We start from the raw sequence: 17,774 nt of genomic DNA, 5'->3' as shown, positions 1-17,774 counted from the left end.
CTTGAAACTACGGTCTAATTTTTTGCCCAAATGTAAATCACTTGGAACTACTATTCAATTTATTCTTTTTTACAAATGCTCCTATTTTAATACCACAGCGCTGTCTAATTTGCGAGGGGCGTAAGATTCACCAATCGAGCATAGCTCACACTCGCTCTCTTGGGAATCTCTGACACGAGACCTGCTAGCCAATCGCCTGCGTCCTTTCGGACTTGTCTCTTGGGCTAGGGCTTCGAAAACGGATGAATTTTTGTAGCTTGAGACTTTTTAGGAATGAGGCGTAGTTTTACCTACGCCACAGCGACTAAATCATTCGAACAAGCGAAATAAACCGTTTTAGCCGCAAATTTATTCCCACTCTATAGTACTTGCTGGTTTAGATGAAATATCATAAACCACTCTGTTAATTCCACTTACTTTATTTACTATCATATTTGATACTTTTTCTAAAAATTCATATGGAAGTTTTGACCAAGTAGCTGTCATGAAATCTATAGTATTTACAGATCTTATAGCTGCTACATATTCATAAGTTCTTACATCTCCCATTACTCCTACAGTTTTAACTGGAAGTAATGTTACGAATGCTTGAGATACAGTGTGATATAGTTCATCTTTAATTAACTCATTAATGAAGATTTCATCTGCCTCTTGTAATATTTTAACTTTCTCTTTAGTAACTTCTCCTACTACCCTTATTCCAAGTCCAGGCCCTGGAAATGGATGTCTATTAACTATACTATCTGGCATACCCATTTCTTTTCCAACTAATCTTACTTCATCTTTAAATAGTTCTCTTAAAGGTTCAAGTAATTTAAATGTCATTTCTTCTGGTAATCCACCAACATTGTGGTGAGATTTAATAGTATGTGATACTCCTTCTATAGCTTGTGATTCTATAACATCTGGATATATAGTTCCTTGTGCTAAGAATTCAACATCTTTTCCACCTTTAAGTTTAGCTGCTTCTTCATTGAATACTTCAACAAACTCTTTCCCAATTATTTTTCTCTTAGCTTCAGGTTCATCTACACCTTTTAATTTAGATAAGAATCTATCTCCTGCATCAACTTTAACAATATTTAAGTTAAAGTTTGATTTATAGTAATCATATACTCTATTTGCTTCATCATATCTTAATAGACCTGTATCAACAAACACACAAGTTAATTGATCTCCTATAGCTTTATTAATTAATACTGCAGCAACTGATGAATCTACTCCACCAGATAAACCTAACATTACTTTTTTATCTCCTACAGTTTCTCTGATTTGTTTGATTTTTTCTTCAATAAAGTTAGTTATTACGAAGTTTTTCTCTGCTTTACAAATATTAAATACAAAGTTTTCTATCATTTTTTTACCATATTCAGAATGAGATACTTCTGGGTGGAATTGTAATCCATATACATTATTATTATTTGCTATAGCTGCAATAGATGAATCTGTTTTAGCTATAATTCTAAAGTCTTTAGCCATTTCTGTAATGTGGTCATTATGACTCATCCAGATATTAGATTCAGCTGGAACACCTTGTAATAAAGGATTTTCTTTTTCAATTACTTGAAGTATAGCTTTACCGAATTCTCTAGTATCAGCAGCTTCTACTTTACCTTCATTTAAATGTGTAATTAATTGTAATCCATAACAAATTCCAAGTATAGGTATTCCTAATTCAAATATTTTCTTATCAACAGTTGGTGATTTTTCTAAGTATACTGAGCTAGGCCCTCCTGAGAATATTATTCCTATTACATCTTCTGTGTTGTTAAAGTCAAATTCTCTAACCATTTCACAATAAACTTCCATCTCTCTTATTCTTCTAGCAATAATTTGTGAATATTGTGAACCAAAGTCTATAACAACAATTTTTTTTCTTTTTAACATCTTCATTCTCCTTTTCTTTCTATTTTTAATAATGTTACATCATCTTTAAAAGTCTTATTCCCTGCAAAGTCTTTTAAATCTTCAATTACTCTATGTAAATCTAAATTTTTTACCTGATCTTTTAGTCTATCTAGACCATAATACTTACCTTCTTCATTTGTTTCTTCAGTTATTCCATCGGTATATAGCAATATCTTATCTCCCATATCAAAGTCTACTTCTTTTTCTTCAAAAGAAAGTATAGGGAATAACTTTTTAGAAAATAGGCCAAGTATTTGTCCTTCACTTTCTAGTTCTACTACTTCATCCATCCCCTTCTTATACATTAAAGCAGGTTCTTGTGATGCTTTAGAATACTTTATCTTATTAGTCTTAGTATTAACTACTAAATAGAACATAGAAACAAACTTACCTTTAGGGAATATGCTTATTATCTCTTCATTAAGTATTTCCATAAGCTCTGTAACACTTTCTACCTTTTTCGCATTATTATATATTAATACCTTAAGCATAGTTGAAAGAAGTGATGCAGGTATACCATGTCCTGAAATATCTGCAAATACTATAGCAAATTCTTCTTCATTTAATTCTATAAAATCACAGAAATCCCCTCCTATATTCATACTAGGCTCAAAAAAATATTCACAAACATATTCTCCAAACTCAATTTTTTTAGGTGGCATTAGTGATTTTTGTATATCTCCAGCAAGTCTAAGCTCTTCATTTACTTCATTATATAATTTTCTTATTTCTTTTTCTCTATTAAATACTTCTGAAACTAATCTATCATTTTCTTTTTTTAATTCTGCAGCTGTCGCTAAACTTTTAATAGAGCTTACAAGACTCTTAATATCCACTGGTCTTTTTACTACTCTATTTACCCCATATTTCATAGTATTTAACGCTTTATCAACATCAGTTTCAAAAGTAATTAATATAACCATAGAATTAGGATTTTCTTTTTTTATCTTAATTATTTCTTCTATTTTTTCTTCTTGATAGCTAGAAAAATCTATAACATATATACTATTTGATCTACTATCATGCCTTTTCTTAAGAAAATTAAAACTATTTCTCTCCTTAATTCCAAAACCACTTTTTATTAGTTCATCTTTAAGTAATTTTCTTACATTATTGTTATCATCATATATCTTAACTTCATATCCTGCAAAAGTTTTAAGTTGATTGTATTCTTCTATAGAAGAAAAAATTTTAAAATATCTTTTTGATTCAAGTAGATTAATATCTTCTATTAAATTTTTATTCTTAATTATAAAAAATAATTCAAATTCATTTTTAATAGAACATCTAAAAAGCTTTAACATATAGCTTAAAAACTTTGAATCAATTACTACATCTTTAATATAGAAAAGAACTTTTTTCTTTATTTTTGATACTTTAAGTAAATCTTCATAACTTTCTTCAAAAGATTTAAAATATACAATTTCATACTCTCTATCGTCTAAAAGACAAAAATTATCCATAGCTACTCCAAACTAATAATTATTTTTATAATTATACATTTTTTTTAGTCAAAAATCAATATATAAAGGCAGCTAGAAATACTAGCTGCCTTTATATATTTATTTAATTTTACTTATTTCTTCTTTTATTTTTTTACTAGATATTGGGCCAGTTATTACTTTTGCAATATTGCCATCACTATCTACAAAAACATTAGTCGGATAACCTCTAAGCCTTGCTTTTTTTATTAATGAACCCTGTGTATCCATAAGTGTTATTAAAGAAGTCCATCCCGTATCCTTAAACCAATTTCTAAAATCTATTTCATTTAACTCACCTTTTTTAGTAGGTGAAACTACTGATATAACATTAAATCCTAAATTTTTTTCATTAGATAATTCAACAGTATGATCCATAGTATAAAGGCAAGTAGGACACCAAGAAGCCCATAATTTAATATATGTTTTCCCCTTAAAATCTTTAATTGTTCTTATATCTCCTTTTTGATCTTTAAATATTATTCCATCTAAATCTGCTGAAAAGGAAAAACTTGATAATAGTACCATTAATATCGCTAATATTTTTTTCATTTTTACCTCCATTATTTTATCTTATTCATTTCATTTATGATAACCTCATTACTCTGTGCACCATAAAGTATCTTAACTACATTTCCTTCACTATCAACCAAAAGATTAGTTGGATAAGCTCTTCCTGTATTTGTTCTTGAAATTATTTCTCCTGCCTCATCAAAAAGTACTGTAAGTCCTAAATTAGCCCATTTAGTTCCTCTATACCACGTAATTAAATCATCAGTATTTATTTCTCCTTTATGACCTGGATTTGCAATGGCTAAAACATTAAAATCTACATTTTTAGATAGTTCTATCGTATGATCCATAGTTTGGTTACATACATAACACCAAGAAGCCCATAATTTAATATATTTTTTCCCTTTAATATCCCCTATTTTCATTTCTTCTTTATTAAGATTAATTATTCTAACATTTGATATATTTACTAATTCTTTTTCATTTTTAATACAACTCACAAAAAAAGTTGAAAACAAAATTAGCATTAATAATCCTTTTTTTATATTCATTCTAAATACTCCACCTATTTAATTCTGCAACTAATATTTCTAATTTATCAAAAAGTAACAATAAACCCATTACTATAATTAATATTGCACTTATTTTTTTTATTAATTCTAAATTTCTTTTAATAAATGTAATTTTATTCCTTAATTTATCATAAAACATTGTAAACATTAAAAAAGGCATAGAAAATCCTAATACAAATACTAAAAGTAATATTGCCCCTTGAAGAGCTGTTCCTCTTTCACTTGCAAGTAATAATACACCTCCAAGTATTGGTCCTATACAAGGTGTCCACCCTAGAGAAAATGTTAAACCTAACATAAATGATTCTACTCCAGAATTGTTATATCTCCTATCTAATTTCAATATTTTAGTTCTTTGTAAAAATACAAATTTAAATATTCCTAATTGTTGTAATCCAAGTATAATAATTATTATCCCTGCCATTATTCTTACAATTTCACTAGATATTAAATCTCCTAATAATCCAAACCCAAAGCCTAGTATAACAAAAGAAAACGAAATTCCTAAAAGAAATAATATTGTATTTCTAATTTTCTTATTATCTTTTTCCAACACTCCAAAATATACTGGTAATAATGGAAATACACATGGTGAAAAAAACATTGTAAGACCACCTATAAAAACTAACGTTATTGATATATCAAACATTTTATTCCTCTTTTCATTTTATTTTACTAATTTTTTTAAATATCCATATCCCTTGTTATCCATTTTTTCATAAGGTATAAATTCTAACGCTGCACTATTAATACAATATCTAAGTCCTCCTCTATCTACTGGGCCATCATTAAATACATGTCCTAAATGAGAATTAGCACTTCTACTTCTTACTTCTATTCTCTCCATATTATATGAATAATCTTTACTATATTTTACAACTTCTGGAACTATAGGCTGTGTAAAACTTGGCCAACCACAAAAGGATTCATATTTATCTTTAGATGAAAATAGTGGTTCTCCACTTATAACATCTACATATATTCCCTCTTCAAAATGATCCCAAAATTCATTTCCAAACGATAATTCCGTATCTGCATTTTGTGTTACTGAGTATTGTAATTTAGATAATTTCTTAAGTTTATCTTGATTCACTGGATAATCTTTTACATCTATAATTACTTCATCTGCAAGATTAATATCAATATGACAATATCCATTTGGATGTTTATCTAAATAATCCTGATGATATTCTTCTGCAACAATAAAATTTTTCAATTTCTCGTGTTCTACAACAATTTTCCCATCTATTTGTAACTGTAACTCTTCTAATTCTTGCTTTATTATTTCTCTATCATTTTCATTTATATAATATATACCCGTTCTATATTGTCTTCCTATATCATTTCCTTGTTTATTTAAACTTAATGGATTAATTACTTTAAAATAATATTTTAATAACCTATTTAAACTAATTTGAGTTGGATCATATATTACTTTTACTGTTTCAGCATGGTCTGTTTTAGTTATTAACTCATAACTTGTATTTTCTGTATTACCATTTGCATACCCAGATATAGCATCATGTACTCCATCTATTTTTGACATATATTTTTCAAGCCCCCAAAAACATCCTCCAGCTAAATATATTTCACTAAGTTCATTTGCTTTTATTTTCTCTTTTGTATTCATAGCTTTATTACTTGGTATCGCAAAACATGCTACAAATACTAAAAAACTTAAAAATGTTAAAATTAGTTTTTTCATGTCTATTCCTCCAAATCTAAAATTATTATACTTTTAACTTTAGACATTTGTCAACAGTTTTAATTGTTTTCACTATAAATTTCAAAGGAAAATCAATAAAAAATGAGAATAAATTAACAAAATATTTCTTGACAATAAAGTAAAAAATAGTATACTTATACTAAATAATATTTGAAAGGAAAATCTATGAAAAAAATATTTTTATTTTTATTATTTTTTATTAATTTTTCAGAAATTAATTTTTCAAAAGACTTAAATAATGAAAAAAAAGCTATTTATGAAAATGTAAAAATTATAAATGGTTTAAAACAAGGAAAATTTTTAATTAAATTTGATGATGATAGCATTGAAGAAGGATACTATAAAAATGGAAAAAAAGAAGGAAAATATAAAAAATATTTTGAAAATAATACAGCTATTTTTCAAACTTTCGAAGAAGGAGAATATAAAAAAGGAGAAAAAATTTTTACTAGCATCTTTTCTTTTTGGGGCACTCATAATATAAATGAACTTAAAATATATTATAGCAAAGGAATACCATTTAAATATATAGAAAAGGAAACTTGGACTGCTTTTAAGGATTGTCATATAGATATTAAAGGTAATGTAAAAAATAAAAACTCTAATATTTCTAAAGAAGAGTGTATTTTACTAAAAGAAAGTTATGGATATCCTGTTGATTTTACCGAATATGGTTTCTATAAAAATGGGGAAAAATCTACTTTTACTAGAAAATATGTAAATGGTTTAATAAAAAAAGGATATTATATTTATGATAATTCAACTAATACCTATACAGAGATTATAACATCAACAAAATAGAAAAGAACATGTACCAAAGAGAACATGTTCTTTTTATATTATTATTTTATTTATTTGTTTTCAAAATATCAAATTCATATCCTATTTTTGCTCCAACTTTAAATGAATTTGTATTTTCTTTTTCTGGTAATTTAAAATTATCTATACCTAAAGATATCCCTACTATAGTATTTTTATATTTAATTCCTGTTCCAATTCCAGCTCCACCAGTAAAAGTGCTTCCAGCATTATTATAAATTGCACCTATTCCAGCATTTATTTCTAAATATGGCTTTAAATCTTTTGTATATAAATATTCTAGTTCACTCTTTACATTAACTTTAGTTCTTGATACTGTAAGATTTTTATTTATAAGTATTTCTTGACTTACTCCTCCACCAAAATATAAATTAGTTTTATCTGATTTTAAAAGAGTTTCAGGAATTTGAACTTTAAAATTTACATTACCTCCAATATTTCCAGAATTATCAGAATTTTTACCACTTAAAAATCTAACATATCCTCCTTCAATATTTATATCTCCCTTAACATTTACTGCTAATGATAAATTAGTTATAATTGTTAATAAACATAATATTTTTTTCATATAAATTATTCTCCTTACATTTTTATTTACCTGTTTATTATACATATAACTCCTTCTATTGTCAATATTATAAATTTGATATTCATTTTAAAAAAGGGCTTGAACTAACGTCCATGCCCATATATATAATTTATTAAAAAGTATTATTTTACTAAGTTAAACTGAACTTTTTCAGTTAATTTACCATTTTCAACAAATGGTAAATCCACTGGTAATTTACCTTTTGCTTTTTCTCCTGTAAATATTATTTCAAGTGCTGCTGGAATATTAGGTCCAAATGCTTTAATTCCACCATCAACTTCTGTTGGATCCATTCCTTTAAATCCATAAGCTATTAAGACTTTATCAAAGTCTAAATGAGCTGTTACATCATAAGGTTTATTAATACTTACAAATATTTTTTGAACTCCATCAAGTTTTGCTACCATATTAGGAACTTTAGTTCTGTAACTTTCAGGATTTAATGCACTTTCATTATTCATAGCTCCATAAACTATAATTGTATCAACATCCATAGCTTGAGAAATTATATCTATTTCTTTTGTATCTTTACCATATATCATAAATTTATATGCAATATTTGGTATTTTTTGTTCATCAAATAATCTTGTAATTGCAAAATCAGTAACTTTTCTTTGACTTGTATCTGTCCCTAAAATTAATACTCTATGCATTTCTTTTAAAGCTTTATCCTTAACAACAGTTATTGCATTTTTGGCAACTTCTCTTTCAAGATTTCTATGTTCTTTTGACCCAATAACTTTAAGAGCTTTTTCTACTCTCATATCTACATTAGTTTCATCTTTAACTATATGTCTTTTAGCTTTTAATGTATCAATTCTTGCTATTGCTTCGTCTATTCTTGATATAGAAATTTCTCCTTTTTTAACAGCCTCAACCAATTTATCTATTGCCATATCTAATTCTTTAACATTTTCCATATTATGAAGACTTACTGGCATCAATAATATATCTACCCCTGCATTAATTGATAATTTCATAGCTTCATATGGCCCTAAATTATCTGATATTGCTTTCATTCCTAATGCATCTGTTATCACTACACCATTATATCCTAATTTATTTCTTAAAATACCTGTAATAACATCATCTGATATAGTTGAAGGATATATTATTTTATCTCCATTTTTAGCTATAAAATAGTCTTTTTCTATTTGAGGTAATTGAACATGTGCCGTCATTATCATATCTATATCAGAATCTATAGCTTTTTTAAATGGTAAAAGTTCCATATCCTCAAGTTCTTTCATACTCTTATCAACACTTGCAAGTCCTAAATGTGTATCTATCGCTGTATCACCATGTCCAGGAAAATGTTTTGCTACTGCTATTACATTTTGACTTTTAATTCCATTTATCATTGCATTTGATAATTCAGCAACTATATTTGGGTCTGATGAAAATGATCTAAGTCCTATTACAGGATTTTTAGCATTATTATTAACATCTATAGTTGGTGCAAGATTTGTATTTATACCTAATACATGCAATTCCCTACCTATTGCTTTACCTACTTCATATGAATATTTGCTATTTCTTGTTGCTCCTATAGCCATATTACCAGGAAAATTAGTCCCAGTACCAAGTCTTGTAACTATACCTCCTTCTTGATCTATAGAAATAAACATCGGTTTTTTCGATGCTTTTTGTATTTCATCTACCAATCTTAAAGTTTGTTCTGTTTCTTTAACGTTTTGAGCAAATAAAATTATTCCATTAAAGTTATGTGATTTAATAACTTCTCTTACTTCATCATTCATTACATCAAAATCTTTTTTCTTACCATTTTCATCAATATTCCAATATCTAAAATCTGGCATTATTAGATATTCTATTTTTTTACGTATTTCCATATCATTTGAAAATACAATAAACGGCATAAAAAAAACAAATAGAATTTTAAAAATTTTTTTCATACTTCCATCCTCCACTAATTTAACTTGATACTATAGTTTATCTTGGTTTTTATAAAAGTCAAGAAAAAAAGAAGCTTTCGCTTCCTTATTTATTATTTAATTTTTTTTCTATATATTTATCTATATATACTTCTAAAATTTTTGGATTCAAGTTTCTAACGTTAGGTATTTGAAATATTTCAAATTCTATATTTTCTAACCCATATTCTTTTCTTTTATTTAGTATTTTCTTCATGTCTTCATTATTAATCAAATCTCCTGCTATAGTTAATTCAACCTTATTATCTTTAAAAACAAATTTCTTATTTATAATAACATGACTTGTAAATTCTTTTTCTATCATTTTTTCAACAGCATCAGTTCTTACAGTTTGTGTTACAAGTTTAGCTGCTGAAAAAATTGAAGGAATTATTATTAAAAATGAAATAGTTAATAATATTTTTTTTAATTTTTTATTTTCCTGTATTTCACTATATCCCCTATACATAAATCTTATCCCAATAAATGTTGCTATCATTATAAAACATGTATTTATTAGAAATAAATATGATGCCCCAAAAAAATATTCAAAATTACCTGTGGCTAATGAATATCCAGCAGTACAAACCGGTGGCATTAAAGCTGTTGCGATTGCAACACCAGGTATGATATTGCTTACTTCTTTTTGCCTTGCTCCAATAATACCTGCTATACCTCCTACAAAAGCTATAATAACATCCCAAATAGTTGGTGAAGTTCTTGCTATTATTTCTGAACTTGCATAAGTAATAGGAGAAATCGAGAAATATATAAAGGAAGTAAATAAACTTACTCCAACCTGTACCGACATTAATCTTAAGGATTTTTTTACTAATACCATATCATATATTGATAATCCAACTCCCATTCCTAAAATTGAATTCATCAAAGGAGAAATTAACATTGCTCCTATAATAACTGGTATAGAATTCATATTTAATCCTATAGATGCAATAAATATTGCACACATTAAAATTATGGTAGAACTTGCTGTAACTTCTAGATTTTGATACATTTTATCTCTAAATTCGATTAATGTATACTGTTTGCTATTCATATTCAACTCCTAAAAAAAATGTAAAAAAAAATGCGATTAATCGCATAAATGGTTGGGCTGGCTGGATTCGAACCAACGCATCGTGGAGTCAAAGTCCACTGCCTTACCGCTTGGCTACAGCCCATCAAGACAATAGTTATTTTACACTAAATATAAAAATTTGTCAAGATATTTTTATTTTTACTTGACAGATATTTTTAAAAATTAATTTCTATTCCCTTATTTTTTAGATTTTCTATACATTCAACATAGTATTTTTCATTATGTTCTGGATAAATTGGTTTCAATTTCTTTTCTTCTTTTAATAAGTCATATGCTTTTTCTTTTTTACCTCTGTATAATTTATCAAACCATTCTTCAGATGGTAAATATCCTCTTTTTTTCATTTCCTCCATTATCAATAAATGATAATAATATAATCTTATAGGCGAATATTTAAAAACATAATCTACAGTTTCATGCTTTTTCCCCCAACCGCCTCCTCTTAATGCGCAACATTCTCTATGTTGACCCAATAATTGTTGTCTTGGTAATTTTGATATTAATTCTTCATGCCATAATCTCATTTTTCTTCACTTTCTTTTTTCATTATCTATTAATACATCTCTTCTTTGATTTATACCGTTTATATAAAAATTGATAACATCTCTCTTCTTCACTAATATTTTTTCTTGGAAATATTCTAAATATATATTTTCTTCATCAATTTTTTGAACAAATCCAAATACTTTTTCTCCTTCTTTTAATTCTATAGTTAATATAAGTCTTTGAGAAATCAGTTTTTCTAATACTTCATCAAATATATTTCCACCATTAATTTCTATTTCTTTTAGATATTCTGTATTACTTTTAACTATATTAATTCTATTTTTAGATATAATTGAACACCCATCTTTAAATCCTCTCGGACTTATTTCTTCAAGCATAATATATTCATCATCTATCTTTCTAATATATCCTACAGATAATTTATCGAACTCATCATTAAAATATACCTCTACTAATTTATTCAACTCAAACATTATTGCTCCTTTTCAACTTTAATTAATTTATCATTTTCATATTCCATTTTATATACAAAAAATTCTTGTTTATCTTCCATTAACTCTTTAAGAAAATATCTATCTCCTTCCCAAAGATTTAAATTAAGCACTTCATCTTTTTGAATATATTTCAATTCTCCTTCATTACACTCTATCATTTCACCACTAAAATCTTTTGATGTGAATACATAAATATACTCTGTAATACCATTATATACAAAGACAATTATCCCTCTCATATTACATTGATTTAAAATATATCCCGTTTCTTCTTTAACTTCTCTTTTTATAGATTCATGTGGACTTTCTCCTAATTCTATTTTACCTCCTACACCTATCCATTTCCCTTTATTAATATCTTCTTTCTTTTTATTTCTATAAAGCATTAAAAACTTATCATTTTTTATTAAATAACACAAAGTATATGATTTCATGGTTTTCCTCCTTCAATAGAAGGATAACACATAGTTTTATATTTTACAACATTTTATGCATAAACATTGATATTTGACGAACTTTGTTGTATAATATTGTAAGGTATAGACTAATATTTTTGGGAGAAATTTATGAATAAGATTAAAGTAACAGTAATGAATGAACAAGGTATACATGCAAGACCTTCAACTAAAATATGTGCAATTACTAATAAATTTTCTGGTAATGTCTTTTTTAGATATGAAGAAGAAAACTATGATGCCAAAAATATTATGGCTATTTTATTAATTGGTTTAGAGCCAGGAAGAGAATTTGAAATCATAGCTGATAATGGTAATGATGAGGAAGAAAAAAAGCTACTTTCTGCACTACAGACCCTAATAGAAATAGAACAATTTAATTAAGGAGAATGCAAATGAACAACAATTTTATGGAAATGCTAGAAGAATATCTTCCAACAGGAGAACAAAATCTAGGTGATAAAATAGAAGGAACTCTAATTAGAAAAGATGATGAATACGGATATTTAAATATCAATAATAAATTAGAAGGCCGTATCAGAATTAATGAAATAAAAGATGTAGAAATTGGAGAAAAAATAAAAGTTCTTGTTGTAAAAGAAAATGATGAATTTTTAATTGTTTCAAAAAATATCTTAGAAAAAAGAGAAGCTTTCTCTAATATAAAAAAAGGAGATAAAATTTCTGGGGTAATTAAAGAAAAAGTAAAAGGTGGATACAAAGTAGATTGTGGATTACTTTCAGCTTTCTTACCATTTAAAACCTCTGGATTAAACCAAAAATACATACCTAATGGGGAAAAGTTAGAATTTGATGTAATAGAAAAAAACAAAAAAGATATAATCCTTTCAAGATTAGATATTATCAAACAAGAAGAAGAGACTTTCTTATCTAAATTAAATTTAGGTGATAAGGTAAGTGGAGTAATTTCAAATAAACTTGATTATGGAGTAATCGTAGAGCTTGGAAAATTAGCTGGATTATTACATAGTAGTGAACTTTCTTGGAACAAAGAAAAAACTTTAAAAGACTTTAACATTAATGATAAAATAGAAGCTAAAATTATTGAACTTGATAAAGAAGCTAAAAAAATCAAATTAAGTATTAAACAGTTAACTGAAAATCCTTGGTTAAAAATTAGAGAAAAATATCATATAGGACAAAATATCGATGCTCCTGTTAAAGAAATTTTCTCTTTTGGAGTTGTAGTTGACTTAGGCGAAAGAGAAGATTTAATACATGTTTCTGATTTATACTATAAAAAAATTGGAAATGTAGAAAAGGAATACAAAAAAGGTGATGTAATATTTTGCGAGGTTACAGCCATAGATGATGAAAAAGAAAAAATTGTTTTAAGTGCTAAAACAGTATTTGAAAAAATATGGGAAAACTTAGATGATTTCTGTGTATTAAATGACATCATAAATGTTACAGTAACTAGAGTTAAAGAATTTGGATTCTTTGCTAAAACTCCTGAAAATTTAGAAGTATTTGTTCCTAAATCAGAATATTCATGGAATAAATTTGAAAACATTTCTATAAAGCCAGGAGATAATTTAGATGTTAAATTAATAGAAATTAAAAAAGATGAAAAAAATCTAGTTGGAAGTATTAGAAAATTAGGAAAATCTCCATATGATGTAGCATCTAGTAAATTTAACAAAAATACTGAATATGAAGTTGTGATTACTGATATTTTAGAAAATGGAATATTAGTAAGATTAACTGATGATTTCAAAGGATTAATACCTAAGAAAGAATTAGCTAAAGAAATGATTAAAGACATCAAAGAACACTTTAATGTTGGTGACACTATTAAAGCTGTAGTATTTGATAAAAATAATAATAAAAATTCTATCTTACTTTCTGTTAGAAAAATAGAAGAGTTAGAAGAGAAAAAAGAGTTGGAAGAATTAATGAAAATTTATGGTGCCAACAATTAGGAGGATATGAATGGGTATAAAGTACATTGACGCGAAGAGATTAAGACGTATTCTTATCGGTGGAGCTAAATGGGTAAAAAAACATGAGGACTACTTAAACGAGTTAAACGTTTATCCTGTACCAGATGGTGATACAGGGTCAAATATGTCTATGACTTTAGAAACAATGAAAAACGATATAGAAGGTAGTACTACCAAAAAAAGTTCTATGACAGAAGTTATAGATGTTATAGAAGAATCAGTATTAATGGGAGCAAGAGGAAACTCTGGTACTATACTTTCTCAAATCATCACAGGATTCTTAAGAGGAATTGGTGATAAGAAAAGATTAGAAAGCACTGATTTAGCTGAAGCTTTAGTTAGTGCTAAAGAAGTTGCTTACAAAGCGGTGGACACACCTGTTGAAGGAACTATACTAACTGTAATTAGAGAAGTTAGTGAAAAAGCAATGGAAATTAAAGATGAAATTGAAACTTTAGACAAAATGTTAGAAGTTTTAACGACTACAGCTGAAGAAGCTGTAAACAAAACACCTGAATTATTACCAAAACTTAAAGAAGCAGGTGTGGTAGATTCTGGTGCTATGGGTCTTTATTACTTCTTTATAGGAATAAGTAAAGCTCTTACTGAAATAGATGAAATAGTTACTCAAGAAGCTACAGAAAAAACATTTGATAGCAAATTAAGTGACATTACTCATGATCCAGCAGAAATTAAATTCAGATACTGTACTGAGTTCATAATTAGAAATGCTGATTTTGATATAGACAAATTTAAAGAAGACATCTTAAAATTAGGAGATTCTGCAGTATTTGCTCAAACTTCTAAGAAATTCAAGATACATGTACACACTAATAATCCTGGACAAGCTCTAGAACTTGCTGTGCAACATGGAGATCTTGAAAAAATTAAGATAGAAAATATGAAATTACAAAATGAAGGATTAGTAAGTAGTGAGAAGGAACAAACTAAGATATTTGTTAACCCTAAACCAAACTTATCTAAATACTCTTATGTTATCTTAGCAGATAGCTTAAACTTAAAAGAAGAATTCTTAACTTTAGGTGCTGACGTTGTACTACTTGGTGGACAAAGTCAAAATCCAAGTGTACAAGATATTTTAAATGCCATTGCTAAAATAAATAGTAATAAACAAATAGTAATATTACCTAATAACAAAAATGTAATTTCTACAGCAAATATTGCTGCTGAAAAAACAGAAAAAAACGTTTTAGTTATACCAACTAAAACTATGATGGAAGGTTATTACTATCTAACAAACTATTATGATATCTTAGCTAATACAAAATTCAATCAAGAGTTTAACTACTCTATTGAAATTACTAAGGCTGTAAGAGATACTAGTGTTGATGGATTAGTAATTACTAAAGATGATTACATCGCATTAGTTAATACTAAGATTAAACATGCTAACGCAGATTTACAAACATTAATTAATGAAGTAAAAGAAAAATATATTACTGAGACTACAACTAATATTACTATAGTTGAAGGTAAAGATAAATTTGATGAAGTTCGTTCAAGTTTAAATATACCTAATACTAAATTTATAATTGGTGATCAAGAAAATTATCAATATTATATCTATATTGAAAATAGACCAACAGATATGTCTGATATTGCTATCGTAACAGATTCTGCATGTGAGTTAACAGAAGATGATATTAAAGGATTACCAATATTTATTACTCCTATTAGACTTGAAGCAGGTGGAGAACACTTTAAAGACGGTGTAAATATTACTAAAGAGGAATTTTGGAATAAACTTATCAATGAAGAAGCTCACTTCAAAAGCGCTCAACCTTCACCTAAAGAGTTAATGAATCTTTATACAAATATTTTTAATAAAGGATATAAGAAGATAATTACTTTAAATATTAGCAGCACTATGAGTGGAACATTTAGAACTGTTAAGATGGTTAGCTCTAACTTAAATAAAGAAAATGATATAATTCAAATAGATACACAACTTGTTTCTTTCCCATTAGGAATACTAGTTAAACAAGCAGCAGAAAAAGCTATAATGAAACAGTCAGTAAATGAAATTTCAGCATGGATAGAGAAGTTTAAATCTAAAGTTAAAGCACTAATAGTTGTAGAAGATTTAAAATATCTTGAAAGAGGTGGAAGAATCACTAAAATGGCTAGATCTATTGGTGATTTCTTAAACTTAAAACCTATACTTACTTTCTCTCAAGGTAGTCTTACTGTTGAAAAAAAAGTATTTGGAGAAAATTCTGCTATATCTTATCTTGAAAAAAATATACAAGAAATTTCTAAAAAACAAAGTATTTATCTATATACTGGATTTGGTGGTAGTTCAAAACAACTAGATAATATTAATCAAATACTTGAAAGTATAAAAGGTAACCATAAAATTACGGTTGCTGAAAAAACTACACATATAGGAGCAACTGTAGGTTCTCATGCAGGTCCAATATATGCAATTTGCATAGTACCTAAATTATTATAATGAAAAAATATATTCTAGATGAAAAAGCGTTTAGACTGAAAGTATCTCAATATCTTCGTGAATTTCACAATTATTCTGGTAGAAGTTTACGATCTATTGAGGTATTTTTAGATAATAAACAAATCAGAACTACAACTAAACTACCAAAAACAGGAATTCTTACTGTTAAAGAAAAAGAAAAAGGTACTAATTTAGAACCCATCAAGATGAACCTTGATATAGTTTATGAGGATAATGATCTGTTAATAATTAATAAAGAACCATATTTATTAACTCATCCTACTTTAAAAAAAGTAGATAAAACTTTAGCTAATGGTATTGTTGCATATTTCCTTGAAAAATACAATCAAAATCTAGTTCCTAGATTTATATCTCGTTTAGACATGAATACTTCAGGGTTAATAATGATTGCAAAAAATAGTTTTGCTCAATCATTTATCCAATCTGGAAAGGCAAATGTAATTAAAAAATATCTTGCTCTTGCTGAAGGTATATTTGAAAAAGATGAAATAATGGTCGAAGAGAAAATATATAAAAATGGAGATGAACTCGCAAGAATAATAGATGATAGAGGGCAAGAAGCTAAAACTAAATTTAAACTTATAAAAATTTATCCTCATTTAGATATTTCACTTATTGAATGTGAACTATTTACAGGAAGAACTCATCAAATTAGAGTTCATTTAAAACATTTAGGTCATCCTATCATTGGAGATACTTTATATAACCCCGATTCTATTTATCATAAAATTGCAAAAAGACAAATGTTACATGCATATAGTCTATCATTTATTCATCCATCTAAAAACGAAAGAATAAATATAGAAATACCTATTTATCATGATATGCTAAGTATAATAGAATAGGGGCTGTCTCTAAATAAATCAAAAAAGCCAGCAAAAACTGGCTTTTTTGATACTAAAAATACTCATAATCATTTATTAAATTGAGAGTATTGACACGTTATAAAATACAATTATAATATATTAAGTTATTTACAAATTAAATATCATAAGAGTCTTTGAAATAAAAGTAAATTTGAATGAATTTACAGACTTATTTCAATACTCTCCTATACCTTTCTATTTAACTATATCGAATCTTAATGACAGTAATGCTCTAAATCTTTTATTGTATTCTATTGAAGTATCTATATTTAATCTTGATATATCAAAGTTTACTCCTAAACTTACTTTAGGTGTAAATATCTTATAGTCTGTATTAAATCCTATATTTGAAT

General features: G+C 26.8%; 17 protein-coding genes and 1 tRNA gene. 5 read left to right on the top strand and 13 right to left on the bottom strand.

Annotation, left to right across the window (positions count from 1 at the left end):
• Positions 1 to 348: 348 nt before the first annotated feature.
• The 6 genes from guaA to msrB all read right to left on the bottom strand — a co-directional run bounded on the left by guaA (position 349) and on the right by msrB (position 6,179).
• The gene (gene guaA / locus GM111_RS03840) at positions 349 to 1,887 is read right to left on the bottom strand and encodes a glutamine-hydrolyzing GMP synthase (RefSeq protein ID WP_269320138.1); all 1,539 of its coding nucleotides are present in this window, start codon (positions 1,885 to 1,887) and stop codon (positions 349 to 351) included.
• Between the two features lie 2 nt (positions 1,888 to 1,889).
• Positions 1,890 to 3,371: a PP2C family protein-serine/threonine phosphatase gene (locus GM111_RS03835; RefSeq protein ID WP_156299556.1), complete on the bottom strand. Its 1,482-nt coding sequence runs from the start codon at positions 3,369 to 3,371 to the stop codon at positions 1,890 to 1,892.
• Between the two features lie 99 nt (positions 3,372 to 3,470).
• Positions 3,471 to 3,941: a redoxin family protein gene (locus GM111_RS03830; RefSeq protein ID WP_197034463.1), complete on the bottom strand. Its 471-nt coding sequence runs from the start codon at positions 3,939 to 3,941 to the stop codon at positions 3,471 to 3,473.
• A gap of 11 nt (positions 3,942 to 3,952) precedes the next feature.
• Positions 3,953 to 4,453: a redoxin family protein gene (locus GM111_RS03825; RefSeq protein ID WP_156299554.1), complete on the bottom strand. Its 501-nt coding sequence runs from the start codon at positions 4,451 to 4,453 to the stop codon at positions 3,953 to 3,955.
• Position 4,454: 1 nt separating this feature from the next.
• Entirely contained in the window at positions 4,455 to 5,123 is a 669-nt protein-coding gene (locus GM111_RS03820; RefSeq protein WP_156299553.1) for a cytochrome c biogenesis CcdA family protein, read from the bottom strand.
• A gap of 18 nt (positions 5,124 to 5,141) precedes the next feature.
• Entirely contained in the window at positions 5,142 to 6,179 is a 1,038-nt protein-coding gene (gene msrB / locus GM111_RS03815; protein ID WP_156299552.1) for a peptide-methionine (R)-S-oxide reductase MsrB, read from the bottom strand.
• A gap of 186 nt (positions 6,180 to 6,365) precedes the next feature.
• Here msrB and GM111_RS03810 point away from each other — a divergent pair, with 186 nt between their 5' ends.
• Positions 6,366 to 7,001: a hypothetical protein gene (locus GM111_RS03810; RefSeq protein WP_156299551.1), complete on the top strand. Its 636-nt coding sequence runs from the start codon at positions 6,366 to 6,368 to the stop codon at positions 6,999 to 7,001.
• A 46-nt stretch (positions 7,002 to 7,047) separates the two neighbouring features.
• Here GM111_RS03810 and GM111_RS03805 read toward each other — a convergent pair whose 3' ends face one another.
• The 7 genes from GM111_RS03805 to GM111_RS03775 all read right to left on the bottom strand — a co-directional run bounded on the left by GM111_RS03805 (position 7,048) and on the right by GM111_RS03775 (position 12,076).
• Positions 7,048 to 7,587 carry a hypothetical protein gene (locus tag GM111_RS03805; protein WP_156299550.1) on the bottom strand — a complete coding sequence of 180 codons (540 nt, stop codon included), beginning with the start codon at positions 7,585 to 7,587 and terminating at the stop codon, positions 7,048 to 7,050.
• Between the two features lie 143 nt (positions 7,588 to 7,730).
• Positions 7,731 to 9,524 (bottom strand): glycoside hydrolase family 3 protein, encoded by a 1,794-nt coding sequence (locus GM111_RS03800; RefSeq protein ID WP_156299549.1) that lies wholly within the window; start codon positions 9,522 to 9,524, stop codon positions 7,731 to 7,733.
• Positions 9,525 to 9,609: 85 nt separating this feature from the next.
• A complete protein-coding gene (locus tag GM111_RS03795; protein WP_156299548.1) occupies positions 9,610 to 10,599 on the bottom strand; it encodes a DUF389 domain-containing protein in 990 nt (329 codons plus the stop codon).
• A 49-nt stretch (positions 10,600 to 10,648) separates the two neighbouring features.
• Positions 10,649 to 10,723 (bottom strand) — tRNA-Gln (locus GM111_RS03790).
• A 73-nt stretch (positions 10,724 to 10,796) separates the two neighbouring features.
• Entirely contained in the window at positions 10,797 to 11,165 is a 369-nt protein-coding gene (locus GM111_RS03785) for a TIGR02328 family protein (protein WP_156299547.1), read from the bottom strand.
• 6 nt (positions 11,166 to 11,171) lie between these two features.
• Complete coding sequence (locus GM111_RS03780; RefSeq protein ID WP_156299546.1) at positions 11,172 to 11,621, bottom strand: hypothetical protein; 450 nt, start codon at positions 11,619 to 11,621, stop codon at positions 11,172 to 11,174.
• Positions 11,621 to 12,076, bottom strand: coding sequence for an NUDIX hydrolase (locus GM111_RS03775; RefSeq protein WP_156299545.1), 456 nt, complete (start codon positions 12,074 to 12,076; stop codon positions 11,621 to 11,623). Before GM111_RS03775 ends, GM111_RS03780 begins: the two co-directional genes overlap by 1 nt.
• Before the next feature lie 132 nt (positions 12,077 to 12,208).
• Between GM111_RS03775 and GM111_RS03770 the strand changes: the two genes are divergently transcribed.
• Genes GM111_RS03770 through GM111_RS03755 form a run of 4 tightly spaced genes read left to right on the top strand, consistent with a single transcriptional unit; the run spans position 12,209 to position 17,400 of the window.
• Positions 12,209 to 12,481: an HPr family phosphocarrier protein gene (locus GM111_RS03770; RefSeq protein WP_156299544.1), complete on the top strand. Its 273-nt coding sequence runs from the start codon at positions 12,209 to 12,211 to the stop codon at positions 12,479 to 12,481.
• Positions 12,482 to 12,492: 11 nt separating this feature from the next.
• Positions 12,493 to 14,040: a S1 RNA-binding domain-containing protein gene (locus GM111_RS03765; RefSeq protein WP_197034462.1), complete on the top strand. Its 1,548-nt coding sequence runs from the start codon at positions 12,493 to 12,495 to the stop codon at positions 14,038 to 14,040.
• A 10-nt stretch (positions 14,041 to 14,050) separates the two neighbouring features.
• On the top strand, positions 14,051 to 16,534 hold the full coding sequence (locus tag GM111_RS03760) for a DegV family protein (protein ID WP_156299542.1): 2,484 nt from the start codon (positions 14,051 to 14,053) through the stop codon (positions 16,532 to 16,534).
• Positions 16,534 to 17,400, top strand: a complete 867-nt coding sequence (locus tag GM111_RS03755) for an RluA family pseudouridine synthase (RefSeq protein WP_156299541.1) — start codon at positions 16,534 to 16,536, stop codon at positions 17,398 to 17,400. Before GM111_RS03760 ends, GM111_RS03755 begins: the two co-directional genes overlap by 1 nt.
• Positions 17,401 to 17,774: the final 374 nt, after the last annotated feature.

Origin of the sequence: Streptobacillus canis (assembly GCF_009733925.1) — a bacterium.
Lineage (GTDB): Bacteria > Fusobacteriota > Fusobacteriia > Fusobacteriales > Leptotrichiaceae > Streptobacillus > Streptobacillus canis.
The sequence above is the reverse complement of the archived record's forward strand: the minus strand, read 5'-3'. Positions and strand labels throughout refer to the sequence as shown.